At 29.5% G+C, this 14,337-nt stretch carries 15 protein-coding genes; 12 read left to right on the top strand and 3 right to left on the bottom strand.

The features are described from left to right. Positions 1-14: 14 nt before the first annotated feature. Together HGP29_RS16895 and HGP29_RS16890 are read right to left on the bottom strand one after the other, a co-directional pair. Positions 15-446 carry an ATP-dependent zinc protease family protein gene (locus tag HGP29_RS16895; protein WP_168883610.1) on the bottom strand — a complete coding sequence of 144 codons (432 nt, stop codon included), beginning with the start codon at positions 444-446 and terminating at the stop codon, positions 15-17. A gap of 250 nt (positions 447-696) precedes the next feature. Further along, a complete protein-coding gene (locus HGP29_RS16890) occupies positions 697-1,059 on the bottom strand; it encodes a hypothetical protein (RefSeq protein WP_168883609.1) in 363 nt (120 codons plus the stop codon). Between the two features lie 217 nt (positions 1,060-1,276). Between HGP29_RS16890 and HGP29_RS16885 the strand changes: the two genes are divergently transcribed. The 12 genes from HGP29_RS16885 to HGP29_RS16830 all read left to right on the top strand — a co-directional run bounded on the left by HGP29_RS16885 (position 1,277) and on the right by HGP29_RS16830 (position 13,799). Then, positions 1,277-4,084, top strand: a complete 2,808-nt coding sequence (locus HGP29_RS16885) for an outer membrane beta-barrel protein (RefSeq protein ID WP_168883608.1) — start codon at positions 1,277-1,279, stop codon at positions 4,082-4,084. A 20-nt stretch (positions 4,085-4,104) separates the two neighbouring features. After that, positions 4,105-4,713 (top strand): hypothetical protein, encoded by a 609-nt coding sequence (locus tag HGP29_RS16880; protein WP_168883607.1) that lies wholly within the window; start codon positions 4,105-4,107, stop codon positions 4,711-4,713. Positions 4,714-4,812: 99 nt separating this feature from the next. Next, positions 4,813-5,265, top strand: a complete 453-nt coding sequence (locus tag HGP29_RS16875) for a hypothetical protein (protein ID WP_168883606.1) — start codon at positions 4,813-4,815, stop codon at positions 5,263-5,265. A gap of 471 nt (positions 5,266-5,736) precedes the next feature. Next, positions 5,737-6,924, top strand: coding sequence for an HlyD family secretion protein (locus tag HGP29_RS16870; protein ID WP_168883605.1), 1,188 nt, complete (start codon positions 5,737-5,739; stop codon positions 6,922-6,924). Between the two features lie 33 nt (positions 6,925-6,957). Further along, positions 6,958-9,147 carry a peptidase domain-containing ABC transporter gene (locus HGP29_RS16865; protein ID WP_168883604.1) on the top strand — a complete coding sequence of 730 codons (2,190 nt, stop codon included), beginning with the start codon at positions 6,958-6,960 and terminating at the stop codon, positions 9,145-9,147. Between the two features lie 20 nt (positions 9,148-9,167). Beyond that, positions 9,168-9,431, top strand: a complete 264-nt coding sequence (locus HGP29_RS16860; RefSeq protein WP_168883603.1) for an HTH domain-containing protein — start codon at positions 9,168-9,170, stop codon at positions 9,429-9,431. Position 9,432: 1 nt separating this feature from the next. After that, complete coding sequence (locus tag HGP29_RS16855; protein WP_168883602.1) at positions 9,433-10,764, top strand: TolC family protein; 1,332 nt, start codon at positions 9,433-9,435, stop codon at positions 10,762-10,764. Between the two features lie 180 nt (positions 10,765-10,944). After that, entirely contained in the window at positions 10,945-11,112 is a 168-nt protein-coding gene (locus HGP29_RS16850) for a class IIb bacteriocin, lactobin A/cerein 7B family (RefSeq protein WP_168883601.1), read from the top strand. 30 nt (positions 11,113-11,142) lie between these two features. After that, positions 11,143-11,298, top strand: coding sequence for a class IIb bacteriocin, lactobin A/cerein 7B family (locus HGP29_RS16845; protein ID WP_168883600.1), 156 nt, complete (start codon positions 11,143-11,145; stop codon positions 11,296-11,298). A 229-nt stretch (positions 11,299-11,527) separates the two neighbouring features. Beyond that, positions 11,528-12,070: a hypothetical protein gene (locus HGP29_RS16840; RefSeq protein ID WP_168883599.1), complete on the top strand. Its 543-nt coding sequence runs from the start codon at positions 11,528-11,530 to the stop codon at positions 12,068-12,070. Beyond that, positions 12,067-13,545 (top strand): cysteine peptidase family C39 domain-containing protein, encoded by a 1,479-nt coding sequence (locus tag HGP29_RS16835; RefSeq protein WP_168883598.1) that lies wholly within the window; start codon positions 12,067-12,069, stop codon positions 13,543-13,545. Before HGP29_RS16840 ends, HGP29_RS16835 begins: the two co-directional genes overlap by 4 nt. Positions 13,546-13,658: 113 nt before the next feature. Beyond that, a complete protein-coding gene (locus HGP29_RS16830) occupies positions 13,659-13,799 on the top strand; it encodes a hypothetical protein (RefSeq protein ID WP_168883597.1) in 141 nt (46 codons plus the stop codon). A 68-nt stretch (positions 13,800-13,867) separates the two neighbouring features. Here the strand turns inward: HGP29_RS16830 and HGP29_RS16825 are convergent, their stop codons facing one another. Then, a complete protein-coding gene (locus tag HGP29_RS16825) occupies positions 13,868-14,278 on the bottom strand; it encodes a hypothetical protein (protein WP_168883596.1) in 411 nt (136 codons plus the stop codon). Between the last annotated feature and the right edge of the window lie 59 nt (positions 14,279-14,337).

Raw genomic sequence — 14,337 nt, 5'->3', positions numbered from 1 at the left:
ATTTTGTTAAGTTATTAAGGTTGTTTTGAGAGAAAAGATTGGTTTTTCACAGATGTGTCTACCATAAATTTTTTGTTGAGAAACTTCCTTCCTATTAATACAGGAAATCTCATTTCACTTCGGTTAGAAAGTGATAGTTCAATTGGGTATTCCTTATTAAAAAGGATTACAAATGTTTTGATAACATAGCGTTCTTCAACATCACCAAATGAACTTTTAATCATCTTTGATTTATAATTATTGACTGTAATCGTGTTATCATGATATTTCGAATATTCGGGATCTAAAACTTTAAAACTTAGGTGCTTTACTTCGTCGATAATAATTTCTTTTATATCGTGACAGTGTATTGAAGAGGTATAAGCACCAGTATCTACTTTCACTTCAAGATTTTCTAAATGCAGTTCAGGGAAATCTACTTTGTCACTTCTTCCTATAATTTCCATAAAGCTTCTCTTTGGGGTTTATTTAGTTATTAATGGTCATTAAAAGAGATCTTTTAAATAAAGAAGACTATTGATTTTTAGGATGTTAAAACCTTATTGTTAAACAGATAGTAAGTGAGATTTGTTTATTAAATCTTTCAATAATTATTATGTGATGTTTGCTGAGAGCTTATAATACGGCGGTTGTTTTGAAGAGGTTACAATGAAAATTAAAAAAATAAGTTAAATTTTTAATTCTACATCAACCGTGTTATTTGACTAGTTTTTTAGCTGTTTCTATCACTGCTGCTTCATCTTTTAAATACTGCTTTACCTTTAATGGAGACTCACTTTTAATTAGCATAATACTGTGTAGACTTCTAAAATATCTAAGGTCCATTAATGTATCCTCAAACTCATAGATAGAATAATTCCAATCATAAAGATCGTACTTACCATCAACTTGTTTTCCATAATTAGAAATTGCTTCTACTACTTTAAAATAGGATGAGTGTGCTTTAGCGTAAGTTTTAAAATGTACTATTTCGACATAATAGTTTTTAGTATTTACGGTAATATGATGTTTACCCTTAAGTTGTCCGTAAGGTATGATCCGATCTTCCTTTCTGATCATAAAGTAAAATAAAACCAAAATTAAAATACCGACAAAAATCATATCATAGAGAATGAAACTGTGACAACTTTGATGATTGCAATGAAGATACTAAAACTTACGGTGCGTTTGTTGAAAATAAGCGACCGTTCGTTGAATATTTCTTCTCTGCATACATCAATTGGGTTTATTTGTACTATCGAGTCATTACCAACTTCACTTCCATTTCGATAAAGCAATGAAACCATATATTATTATTCTTTTTCTTTTAATACCAAATCTAGGTCTTGCACAATCGACTACAGTTATTGAGGGTAAGATAACAGGGAAAGACAATCATGAAGCATTAGTCAATGCATTAATCACAATATCAAATTCAACATCAAGATATCAGGTTCTATCCAATTTAGATGGATATTTTAAAATCACTTTAAAAGAAAAAGGATCCTACAAAATCGAAGCAATGTATCTAGGATATAAGAATGTCACTAAAGAATTGTTGATTAATGATAGTGAACCTTTAACTGTAAGCATTGAATTAGAGCCAATGTTTACTGAACTAACAGAAGTAGAGGTTGTAGGAGATGTTCCTATTGTAATTAAAGAGGATACCATACAGTTTTCATCAAGTAATTACAAAACACATGAAGATGCCACAGCTGAAGATCTTGTCACAAAAATACCAGGAGTAGAAACCGATGATAATGGAGGTATTACCGCAGAAGGAGAATCAGTAAAAAAAATATTAGTCGATGGGAAGGAGTTTTTTGGTGATGATCCAAAAAATGCACTAACCAACTTACCAGCTGAAATGGTAGATTATGTACAAATCATCGATCAAAAAAGTGATCAATCTGAGTTTACTGGATTTGATGACGGAGAAAGAAGTAAAACCATCAATTTTGTGACTAAAAAGGATGCAAAATACTCTTACTTCGGAAAAGCAGAAGCAGGAGTTGGAACAGACCAACGCTATAGTGCAGGAGGAAATATCAATATTTTTAAGGGTGAACAGCGTTTGTCTTTTACTGGATTAAGTAATAATGTAAACCAACAAGGGTTTATGTCTGATAACTTATCGGAAGGTCCTAAAAGAGGACGTCGAGGAAGAAGAGGTAATGGTAATGGACCCACTAACAACTTAACTGCTCAGTCTAATGGTATAAACACATCACATTCTCTTGGTACAAATTATATCGACTCTTGGGGAGATAAATGGGATGTCAATGGAAGTTATACTTATAAGATTGTGGACAATGAAACTGATGAAACTTCCACTACAGATTACTTTGTTTCAGAGTCAACAAATCAAGTGGTAGATGAAATCCTTGATATAGATTCACATAAGGAAAATCATAACTTTAACCTTCGGTTAGATTATGAAGCCAACCCAAATACGTCTATTCGTATACGTCCTGTTGTTAAACTTGAAAATAGTAATAGTTCTGCTTCTAGCTTATCAAATACCAATCTTCAAGATGGAACAGCTCTTAATAGCTCAGTGATGTCAGATTATAGTACAACCAACTCTGCTGATATCAATAATAGTTTCTTATTGAGACATAAGTTAAACCAAGAAGGAAGAACTATCACCTTGGATTGGAAAGTGTATTACCATCAAGATAATACCAATCAAGATGCATTTACGAACATCAATTATTATGAGAGTGATAATACCGAAAATGATTCCACAGCTCAGCGAATACTTGGAGAAACTGAAAAGTTTAGAACGTCAGCCAACCTTATTTTTACAGAAAAGTTAACCACAAATCTACAGTTGAAATTGAATTATTTTCAGAGTTGGGAACAACAGAAATCTGATCGAAAAACTTATGATATACTAGGACAAAATATCGATGGAGGAGAATTTATAGAAGACCTATCCAGCACTTTCACATCTCAGCAGAATATTTATAGACCTGAAGCGGGGTTATTATTTAAGAAAGATAAACTGAATATCACAACAGCAGTAAAATATCAATATTCGACTCTTCATAATGAAAGTATTTATCCCTATGAGGAAGTTACTAGTACCAATTTTGGTTATCTGCTACCAAGTGTATTTATCAACTATGCTTTTTCAAGAAGTAAAAGGTTAAGATTTTCTTATCAAAAAAATGTAACACTTCCATCGGTGAGCAACTTACAATCTGTAGTAGATTATAGTGATCCATTAAATGTTTCGACAGGTAACCCTTATTTGGAAGGAGAAGAAAATCATGTACTGCGTATCAATTTTAAAAATTTCAATATTGCTAGAAAAGAATTGTTCTTTGTGAATTTTACAGCTCAGCAAACCAACAATAAGATCACTCAATATTCTTTCATAGCTGAAAGTGATACTACAATCAATGGAGTACCATTAAAGAAAGGTTCTTCCTATACAGCCCCTGTAAATTTAGATGGATATCTTACTGCCAGAGGAATTTTAGTTTACTCTAAACCTATTCGACCTATTAAAACCAATATTTCATTTATGACTACAGGCGGGTACACTAGAAATGTTGGTATTACTAATGATCTACAATCGTATACTTTCGATAGTTCATTAGGTCAAGGGGTTAAACTAGCAAGTAATATTAGTAAAAATGTAGATTTCAATATTTCGGGAATGGCCACTTATCATTGGATTAATAATGATCAGAATGAAACTCTTAATGGTAATTATCTACACAATAAAATCCGAGCAAAACTAACAGTAGAACCAATTCAAAGACTCCAATTAAGTACTTCGTTTACAGGTAATATCTATATCGGTGATGATGATTTAATACAGGAGAATATTTATAAGTGGAATGCTGCTATCGCCTATAAGCTGTTTAAAAAACGCCAAGGAGAATTTCGTTTTTCAGTCTCTGATATACTCAATCAAAATAGTAGTATTAGTAGAACTGTTACAGAAAGTTATATACAAACCAGTACATATAATGTATTACCAAGATACTTTATGCTATCATTTATATACCGTCCAAAAGGAAAAACAAACCCGAAGGGAGAACGCGGTGAAAGAGGTGGTATGCGTAGAGGAGGCATGATGCCATTTTAGTTTAAAATTAATTACAGATTATGAAAAAAATATTCATCACAACGTTTCTTTTATTTAGTATATGTTTCTCAGTATTTGCACAAAGAAGATTCCCTGATATTTCTCCAAAAGATTTACCAGTAGAACTTGTCGACAAATTGAATATCAACGAAGATGTTGAGAAAAAATTAAATAAAGCTTATGTACGCCTTCAAGAAGATGTCATTAATACAATGATTATAGCCAAGAAAGAAGGAGACATCAACCAAGAGGATCTTAAAGTAGAACTAAATGGGTACCGACAAAAGCACTTGAAGAAGGTAAAAGATTTTATGCCTGATACTGCATATACTACCTATGAAGAATTTATAATGCTGGATCGACGAGAAAGAAGAGAATATATTTTAGTTCTAAAATTAAAATTGACACCTGATCAAAAAGAGAAATATGATGCAATACAGGCATCTAATGAACAAGTCATTTCTAAAATTAAAGAACAATATAAAGGAGATAGAGAAGCTATGAGAGACGCTTTAATACCCCTTAAAAAACAGCAGTTTCAGATGTTGGCCCAAGTGTTGACAGAAGAACAAATGGAAATTCTAAAAGCTTCTGTTCCCAAAAGAGGTAATAGACAACCAATAGACTAGGAGGAGTTACCAAATTCGGAAGTGATTTGGGCCTAATTAGGAAAAACAACACGAATTAATCTCGTTATAATGAGTATGTTAAACAACTACGAATTGAAAATGAGAAAATCTTCAAAACTTACTTACGTTCTATTTTTGTTATCATTATTAGGATTTATGACATCATGTGATAAAAATGACGAAGTAGAGCCTTATTACCCTAATGAAAATAATGTAGATGTTCATTATTACATGAAAACAGCTAATATTTTAGAAGGGCAACAAATTGCAACAATATATAACACTGAAAATATAGAAAGAGTAGAAGACCTTAAACTATATACTTTTGGTGAAAATAAATATGTCGAAGTTTATCTAATTGGTGGAAGAGTGCTAGAATACACCAACTCACAATCAGGGTCAAATTTATATGACTTTTTTATGAAAAACGGTCTAGCTATACAAGAGTTAGATTATAGGAAAAAGTCATATCGAGATCAATACGATCAAATTGTATTAATCGGAACCTCAATTAAAGTGGTCCATGAAACCTTAGATAAAGAACCTAAATAATCTTCAATAATAAAGTCCTACTTATTAAGTTAAGTAGGACTTTTTTGTTATGATATAACGTTAATAAAAAGTTCAAAATAACCACACCGCGGAAGAATTATTTCCGTAGCTAAATTTAAATTTGATAAACTTTGACTAACTCATAAGTACCAACTAGCAAGTGAAATACTAATAATTAAACTATTGTAGAACGTTAGTCATGATAATGAAATTTTTATCAACTATTACTAATCTATTATGATAAATAAAGTAGCCTTAAAAACTATTAAAGAATTGTTATTCGCATATGAAGTCTTTGTTGGGGGATAGCTGATCATCTGAATTTTCAAGATCACAACAATGATCAATTATATCATTATTTCATGAATCATTATGAGGTTAAAGATATATTTCAAATTTTAATTTTTTCTTAAATGAAAAACTTCAAAATTTTAACCTATAAACTAAATACTATTAATAACATTTCACGCAATGCTTCTCCCAAAAGAGCTAATTAAAGTAATATTACCAAAATATTATACTCAACTAAATAAAACTTCAAATGCTATTTATCTTACTATTTTAAGCTTAGTAATTGTAGCATTAGGATGTCTTCCAATAATTAAAGTTCCGATAACAATTCAGTCACTAGGGTTAATACGTCCTACTCAAGAAAAATTTGGTCTAAAAGCTCCATTAACTGAAAAAGTATCTCAACTCTTTGTTAAAGACAATACCGTTATTTCTAAAGGACAAATTTTACTAGTTCTTGATACTACAGAACTTTCTCTAAAAAGAGATTTTGCCTTACAACATTTTAAAATTCTGGAAAAACAATACAAAGATTTAATACACTTATGTCAAGTGACGAAAGAAGTCCAGGAACTGCAAGAACTTGAATCACTAAGAACAAGAAACTACCTTAAAAAGTATGAAGAATTTTATAACGATGTTCTACTTCTACAGGAAGAATTAGAGATTTCTCAGAAACAGTTAAACAGAAAAAAGCGTTTAGCTCAAACTCAAGCTATACCAGAAAAAGAAGTTGAAAATAGTAAACTGATTGTTAGAAGAAATGAGACAAAACTTACATTAAGATGGAAAAGAGCACATTCTGAATGGGCTATAGAATTAGATGATCATAAAATAAAGCTTGAAAACCTTAATTCAGAGATCAAGCAATTAAATAAGCAAATCAATAAATACTATATCAGATCTACAGTTACTGGAGTATTACAAAATTTTAATGGAATACATGAAGGTACAATGGTATTCGCAAATCAGAATATTGGAGAAATTACTCCACAATCAGAACTGATTGCTGAATGTTATGTTTCTCCAAAAGATATAGGTTGGTTACATAATGATATGAAATCAATTATGCAGATTGATGCTTATAATTATAATGATTGGGGAACCTTAGAAGGCAAGATAACGCAAGTATACCATGATGTTACTATGCTTGATGATCAACCTGTTTTTAAGGTAAAATGTAGTTTTCATAAAGACTTTCTTTCATTGTCCAATGGTTATAAAGGCTATCTTAAAAAAGGAATGACCTTACAAGCACGGTTTGTTGTCACACAAAGAAGCTTATTTGATCTACTGTATGACCAAACAGATGATTGGTTAAACCCTTCAAGACATGATGCAACTACTAATAAAGTTGCGAAGTTATAAAACCCAAAAAGCAAACTTTTCTACTGAACATATATGAAACTGACTAAGCTTAAAGTAAAGCAACGCGATATTACAGATTGTGGAGCAACTTGCTTGCTCTCTATTTCTAGATTTTATGGAGCTGATTATTCAGTTGCTAAAATTCGCCAGATGGCCTCTACGGATCAAAAAGGCACTAATTTATTAGGGTTGATAGAAGCCGCTAAAAAACTTGGATTTGATGCTAAGGGAGTAAGAGGAGATATCTCAGCATTACCAGAAGTATCCTTACCATCAATTGCACATGTTATACTAGAGAATGACCTTCAGCACTTTATAGTTATTACTAAAATAAACAAAACTGAAGTTACCGTTATGGACCCAGGAGATGGGCAATTCCATAATTATTCACTTGAAGAATTTTCAAAACTATGGTCAGGCGTTTTAGTGTTAATTACACCTGCCATCTCTTTTGAGAAGAAGAATGAAGCTATTTCTATATCACGTCGATTTTATGAGTTGGTAAGTGCTCATACGAATGTCTTAATTCAGGCTATTATTGGAGCTTTGGTCTTTACAATACTCGGATTGAGTACATCTATTTATATTCAAAAAATCATTGATTATGTGCTTGTTGATGGTAATAAAAATCTTCTTTGGTTATTGAGTATTGGGATGGTTGTTATTTTAATGTTCCAAACAATATTAGGTGTATTAAAAAGCCAATTAGTACTACGAACAGGACAAATGATAGATGCCCGATTGATATTAGGTTATTACCAACACCTTATTAAACTCCCTCAACAATTTTTCGATACAATGAGGGTTGGAGAAATTGTCTCAAGAATTAATGATGCAGTCAAAATCAGAGCTTTTATTAATGATAGTGCGATTTCCTTAGTAATAAATGTCTGTATCCTTATTTTTTCATTTGTTGCGATGTTTATCTACTCTTGGAAACTTGCACTTGTAATGCTTTTACTACTTCCTATTTCAGGAGGTATTTATTGGTTTGTGAATTATAGAAACAAAAAGTTTCAACGTAAACTAATGGAAAGTAGTGCAGAACTTGAATCTCAACTTGTAGAATCTATTGATTCTATTCGGACCATAAAAAGGTTAGGTATAGAGGACTTTTCAAACTTGAAAACAGAAATTCGGTTTGTAGATACCTTGAAGAACGTTTTTAGTATTTCTCAAACGAATATCTTTTCAGAAAATAGTACTCACTTTGTTTCGGTCATTTTTACTGTGGTACTCTTAGGTGTTGGGGCTCACTTTGTTTTAAATAAAGAACTTACTCCTGGGGAGTTACTTTCCTTTAATGCCTTGTTGAATTACCTAACAGGTCCTGTAACGGCTCTGATTGGTATGAATAGTCAGTGGCAAAATGCAAAAATTGCGGCAGATCGTTTATTTGAATTATTAGATTTAGATAATGAACAATCTAATGTTGAAGAAGAACAAATTGAGCTGACTCCTTCAAAAATTGGAGATATTCAGTTCCAAAATGTATCGTTTCGTTATGGCTCAAGGGTAGATGTCTTTCAAAAGTTAAACCTTAGTATTCCTAAAAGAAAATTAACTGCAATAGTTGGTGAAAGTGGTTCAGGAAAATCTACATTAGCGGCGCTAATTCAAAAGATTTACCCAATACAAGAAGGACGCATTATAATTGGTGATATCAATATTAATTACCTATCGCGAAGCTCTCTAAGAAATACTATTGGAGTTGTCCCCCAACAAATTGAACTTTTTAAAGGAAGTGTAATCGAAAATATAGCCTTAGGAGAATTGCATCCAAATGTTGAAAAAGTTATTTCGATATGTAAAGATTTAGGTATTATAGATTTTATAGAGTCTTTACCCAATGGTTTTCAATCGGAAATAGGTGAAAAAGGAAGTACTTTATCCGGTGGACAACGTCAAAGATTGGCTATCGCAAGAGCTTTATACCGTGACCCTGAAATACTAATTCTTGATGAGCCCACTGCATCGCTCGACAGTAAATCAGAAGAGTTTGTTCAGAAAACAATACAACAGCTTATGCTGAAAGGGAAAACCGTGATAATCATAGCCCATAGATTATCCACAATACAAGATGCTGATAAGATCCTTGTATTAGAGAAAGGAAAACTAGTAGAAGATGGGGTACACTTTTCATTACTAGAACAAAATGGAAAATACCATGAACTTTGGGAGTCCCAAATTCCTAAAGGATTAAAAGAATTAATAATAGCCTAAATATTAAATTAAAGCAGACAATGTTACTTCAAAAACAACTACTAAGAATTGAGAGAATTGATCATTTAATCAGAAAAAGAGGAACAGGTACACCAAAAGAGCTTGCTCATAAACTTGAAATTACAGACCGTACTCTACGTTCACTTTTAGCTCAAATGCGAGAACTAGGAGCAGAGATTTATTATGATTCTCATCGAATGAGCTATGTGTATAGTAAACCACACCGTTTCTTCTTTGGCTACATACATGAAGATGCTGTTAACTCAATAAAACAAGTTAATTAGGATGAAAAAGATATCTATAATACTACTTGTGAGTCTATGTTCTTTCCAGATTTTAGCTCAAAAAAATACGCTTTCTCTTCAAGAAGCTATAAATAAGGCTCTTCAAAATAACTTTGAAATACAAATAATTTATCAGGATGTATTAGATGCTCAACAACAAAATACGTGGGGAAACTCAGGTAAATTACCACAAGTAAATATATCTAATAGGAATCGAGCATCTTCTCAAATTAATCAACCAGCGTCTCCTTTTTCTTTAGAAGGTCAAAATGATAATATTCAACTAGATGCTTCTATTGATTTGCAATGGATATTATTTAATGGACAGAAAGTTAGTCTTCAAAAAAAACAATTTGATCAACAGGAACATTTAACATCACTTCAATATCAATTAGTGATAGAAAATAAAATTGAAGAGGTAATATTTCAATACTATAAGATTCTACTTGAAAAAGAGAAACTAGATGTTCTAAGAAAAGTACATCGAAACGCAGGACTAAGAATATCTAGAATTGAAAAAGGAGTTACCTTAGGTGAAAATTCTAGGTTTGAATTAAGTAGAGAAAAAACGACATATTTTACTGATTCTATTCATCTTGTAAATCAGAAATTAACTGTCGAAAATGATTTAAGGGAACTCAATTTTCTATTGGGTGAACAAGAAGTCAATACGATTTTTATTCTGACGGATAGTCTAGAAGTACCAACACTTATGTTATCCCCAACAACAATTATTGATAACATGATGGAGCAAAATAGCCAATTAGGAATATCTCAATCATTATTACAACAAAGTAAAATAGATATTGATATTACAAGAACAAACAAACAACCTATAGTTGCCTTTGAAAGTGGGTATCAAGGAAATCTAAATTGGCTTAAAGCTGATTATCCTACTCTAGAAGGAGATATTGTTTCTCAAACTAATAATGGTCATTTATATGGAGCCTTTGCTGGAGTAAATGTTTCGGTTCCAATTTTCAATGGAGGACAAAATGATAGAAAATTACAGTCATCTAAGATTCAATATCATAAAGCTCACTTAGAATTAGAAAATAAAAAGCTAAGTCTTAAAAAAGAAGCGTACCAACTATTTGCAAACTATTTATATAATCAAGAAAAAGCTAAAATAGGACTATTGGGTCAAAAGTCTGCGGAAGAAAACTTACAACTATCCCAAGAACAATTAGATATAGGAAGTATCTCTGCTTTTGATTTTAGACAAGTACAGAATAGCTATTTGAATGCCTCTCTCAATTATTTTAATGCCCAATACGATCTTATTCTTTCTCAAGTAAGATTATTAAAGATTTCTGGAGAAATATTGAAATAATTTATTCAAAATATTTTTCAAATTAATTAGCAACGGAAATTTTTTTTCCGTGTCAAACAATAGATTTGGAGTATCAAAAAAAGCTAGCTAACTATTTGATTTTCTATTTATAAGGATACCGAAAATTGTAAATAGATATACTTTTTAAGAGTAGGTAAATGAACTTAAAAACTAATCTAAATGAAGTTCCAAGAATTAGAATTTGAAGAATTAAAATCGATTGATGGTGGTATAGCTTGTGGTGGATGGTGCATTGCAGGAGTAGTATTATTTGTAGGTTCAGCACTCGGTGTTGGAATTTATAACGGATATAACAACGCTGCAGACAAAGCTGCAGGAAAAAAGTAATCAAATAATTAATTTAAAATACTAAATAAAATGTTAGAATTAACAACAAAAGAATTAAAAAATATTGAAGGAGGCGTAGGCTTCACAGGTATTATTACTGGAATTGGTGTAGGAGCTGCTGCATGGTTTGCCTTAGAACAATCTGGAGAAAAAATTGGTGAGTTTATCTATAACATCACACATTAAAATGAGTAATATCAAAAATTATCTAGAGATAAGTTCAAATTCAGAAATTTTTGTTTCGTTACTGATTTTTGGATTCTCTTTTTTTATACTTACTAAAGTTGGTGAAAAGATTGGAGAATTCTTTTATCATATTATGCACTAATATCTACGAGTACTTCTTGTTTTGGGAGTACTCGTATTTTTATGCTCATACTATTAAATAACTCTTTTACTAAATAATTCTCACTTTATGCATACAATAAAAAGAAAAATGACAATAAATAATCAATCATCAATTATATCTGAGATAATAAGTGATAAATATATTGTTGTAAAAATTGATGACATTAATAAAACAATATATGATATCAATTCAAATATTGTCTATGGCATTAATGAAGACCATTCATTTACAGAAGTTAATACAAAGGCAGAGGCAAATCAGTTTATTTCAATGATAACAGAAGTAAAAACTGAAACAAAAGTAAAAGATAATAAAAACATTTATAATATAATTTGTAAAGGAGAAAAAGTAAATTTAAAAACAATGATGATAGGTAAAGTTATAAATGATTTTTCGAACCCCTATTATTATAATTATAATGTTCAGAATTTTCATTTTGGAGATTACCCTTTAAAAACGAATGAAATATGTGAGTTTGCAAAGACTATTATTAAAATACAGGATTCAATAATGAATATAGAAACAAAATTATTGGATTTTACAAAAATTGATAAACTACCATATAATACTAAAGATGTTATTAATAAATTTAATAATAGTATCTCATGAAAGTAGCTAATTTTACAATATTAATATTAATTATATTTCAAAAAATAAATATCTATTGTTCTATAATTAAATTATTAAAGTATTTAGAATGGCATAAAAATGATCTTTCTTTATATAGAATAATTAAATATTTAGATACATACAAAGTAAATTATAAAAAGTATAAAATAGATTTCCCTGAAGAAAAAGATATTAAATTAAATGCCATATACAATACTTACAACTACGGTTTAGTTATAATAAGAAGTATAAAAGGTGATAATATTACTATATTCTCCACTCGAGAAAATAGTAATATTAATATATTTATTAATGATTTTTTATTTGAATGGGATGGTATTATTATCTCTTTAAAGAAAAAAAATAACTATAATAAAATTCTCCAATACGTATGTAAGTTAAGATTAATTTTAATTCAACATCAATTTCAATGGGTTTTATCTATAAAAATATTATCAATATTAATTGGCATAATTTTTATATTTATTCTCTCTTTTACTCATGGTAATGGGATTTATTTTAAATTATGCTCACTTTACCTATTTATCATAAACATAATAGCATTAAGGTTAATTACTAGTAATGAGTTACCTCTAGAATCATGTAAAAATGAAACATCAAAAAAATGTAAACCAGTAATTAATTTCAAAATATGGGCTTTAACCTATACATTATCTTTTGAGAAAATAGCATTATGTTATTCATTAACTTTATCAATAATTATTGTTATTAATAATAATGTTGATTTTTTATTTTTTAGTTCAATTTTAGTCACCCCTTTATTATTTTATTTATTACTATATCAAATAGTAAATTTTAAAAAATTATGTATATACTGTTTTACAATAATGTCATTTTATTTTAGTATTAGTATTTATAGTTTTATAAACATTAATCATATATATATTTATCAAAATTTATTAATATATAAATTTCTTGTTTTTTTTATATTATACATACTATTATACGCTTATGAAAAAAATAATGAAATAAAATATATAAAAAAATATAACTTTAATATTGTAAATAATAAACCTGTTTTAAATGAAAATTATCTAAAATCACTATCAAAAAACAACAAAATGAAATTAATATTAAGTTTATTTTGTCCAAAATGTGCAGAGATTGCTTTATCATTATCAAAAAAAGATATTGAAAAAATAGATATTTTTTTTATTGATAATAAAGATACTTTTGAAAGTAGTAGAGTTAATAAAATTATGTCACAGCTTTTTACAATAAACACAGAAGATTTTTATAATTCATTTCAAGAATGGTATACTCACTTTAATCATACAACGTTTATAAAAAAGTATTCAAAAATAGAGACCATAAAAAATGAAAACCTTGATATTGATAAATTTATAAAAGTGAATAAGCTTTCATATATACCAGTAGTTATATATGAAGACAAGTTTATTGACTCTTCATACAGTATATCTGATGTTTTAAAGTTTGATAATTATAATTTATGATACCTTTTTGGTTTTTATAGTTATTATTATTGGAGTTAATCATCAATATTATTAACTTAAAATCAACTACTTAAATACTAAAATCATTTTATCACTTTATATAAATCTATTAAATGGAAAATATTAAAAATTTTATCGAAGCAAACTCATTATCAAAATTCTCTTTCACTCTAATGAGTTTAGGATTCTCTTTCTTTATGATTGTAAAAGTAGGTGAAAAAATTGGTGAGTTTATTTATCATGTTTCACACTAGAAGGATATAAATCATATTTTTAAATAAAAAAACACCTGAAGTAGAATTAATCTATTTCAGGTGTTTTCTTATAAGTCTATTGTTACAAAACCTAACTGCTTAAGAACGCTGATTCGTCTTTCAGGGCTTTCTACAACTTTAATTTCTAGAGGAAGCTCGTCTGGGTTAATGTTTAACTTCTCTAATGAAGCTTCACAAACTGTTACCTGTACATGCTCTTTATCTACAGACTTTAGCATATTCATGGTATCAATGTCATCAATTAAACTTCGGGTTACTTCACCGCAGACTATCAATTCTGCTCTGTGAAAATTAAGGTTATTATTCTCTATTAGTGAATCGGTGGTTGTTATTGCTTCTTTTAGGTCTTCTTTACTATCTACATGAAATACAAAACTGTCTTCGCCAAGTACGCCATATAGTATAGTTGATAATACAAAGAAAGAAGCTAGAACAACACCTACTATGTTTCTTTCCATAGGTTATTTTTGAATGTATGAGTTGAGTGTATTGTGTTATGAATATACGGAGAGTTGTT

It is taken from the genome of Flammeovirga agarivorans (assembly GCF_012641475.1).
In the GTDB taxonomy this organism is placed as follows: domain Bacteria; phylum Bacteroidota; class Bacteroidia; order Cytophagales; family Flammeovirgaceae; genus Flammeovirga; species Flammeovirga agarivorans.
Note: the sequence above shows the minus strand (reverse complement) of the source record. Positions and strands in the feature narration are given on the sequence as shown.

Excerpts from the sequence above, each read along its gene's own strand:
- HGP29_RS16875 (WP_168883606.1), top strand. The coding sequence starts at position 4,813 with ATGAGAAAATCTTCAAAACTTACTTACGTTCTATTTTTGTTATCATTA.
- HGP29_RS16865 (WP_168883604.1), top strand. The coding sequence starts at position 6,958 with ATGAAACTGACTAAGCTTAAAGTAAAGCAACGCGATATTACAGATTGT.
- HGP29_RS16845 (WP_168883600.1), top strand. The coding sequence starts at position 11,143 with ATGTTAGAATTAACAACAAAAGAATTAAAAAATATTGAAGGAGGCGTA.
- HGP29_RS16890 (WP_168883609.1), bottom strand. The coding sequence starts at position 1,059 with ATGATCAGAAAGGAAGATCGGATCATACCTTACGGACAACTTAAGGGT.
- HGP29_RS16825 (WP_168883596.1), bottom strand. The coding sequence starts at position 14,278 with ATGGAAAGAAACATAGTAGGTGTTGTTCTAGCTTCTTTCTTTGTATTA.
- HGP29_RS16830 (WP_168883597.1), top strand. The coding sequence starts at position 13,659 with ATGGAAAATATTAAAAATTTTATCGAAGCAAACTCATTATCAAAATTC.
- HGP29_RS16860 (WP_168883603.1), top strand. The coding sequence starts at position 9,168 with ATGTTACTTCAAAAACAACTACTAAGAATTGAGAGAATTGATCATTTA.
- HGP29_RS16895 (WP_168883610.1), bottom strand. The coding sequence starts at position 446 with ATGGAAATTATAGGAAGAAGTGACAAAGTAGATTTCCCTGAACTGCAT.
- HGP29_RS16880 (WP_168883607.1), top strand. The coding sequence starts at position 4,105 with ATGAAAAAAATATTCATCACAACGTTTCTTTTATTTAGTATATGTTTC.
- HGP29_RS16855 (WP_168883602.1), top strand. The coding sequence starts at position 9,433 with ATGAAAAAGATATCTATAATACTACTTGTGAGTCTATGTTCTTTCCAG.
- HGP29_RS16850 (WP_168883601.1), top strand. The coding sequence starts at position 10,945 with ATGAAGTTCCAAGAATTAGAATTTGAAGAATTAAAATCGATTGATGGT.
- HGP29_RS16840 (WP_168883599.1), top strand. The coding sequence starts at position 11,528 with ATGCATACAATAAAAAGAAAAATGACAATAAATAATCAATCATCAATT.
- HGP29_RS16835 (WP_168883598.1), top strand. The coding sequence starts at position 12,067 with ATGAAAGTAGCTAATTTTACAATATTAATATTAATTATATTTCAAAAA.
- HGP29_RS16885 (WP_168883608.1), top strand. The coding sequence starts at position 1,277 with ATGAAACCATATATTATTATTCTTTTTCTTTTAATACCAAATCTAGGT.
- HGP29_RS16870 (WP_168883605.1), top strand. The coding sequence starts at position 5,737 with ATGCTTCTCCCAAAAGAGCTAATTAAAGTAATATTACCAAAATATTAT.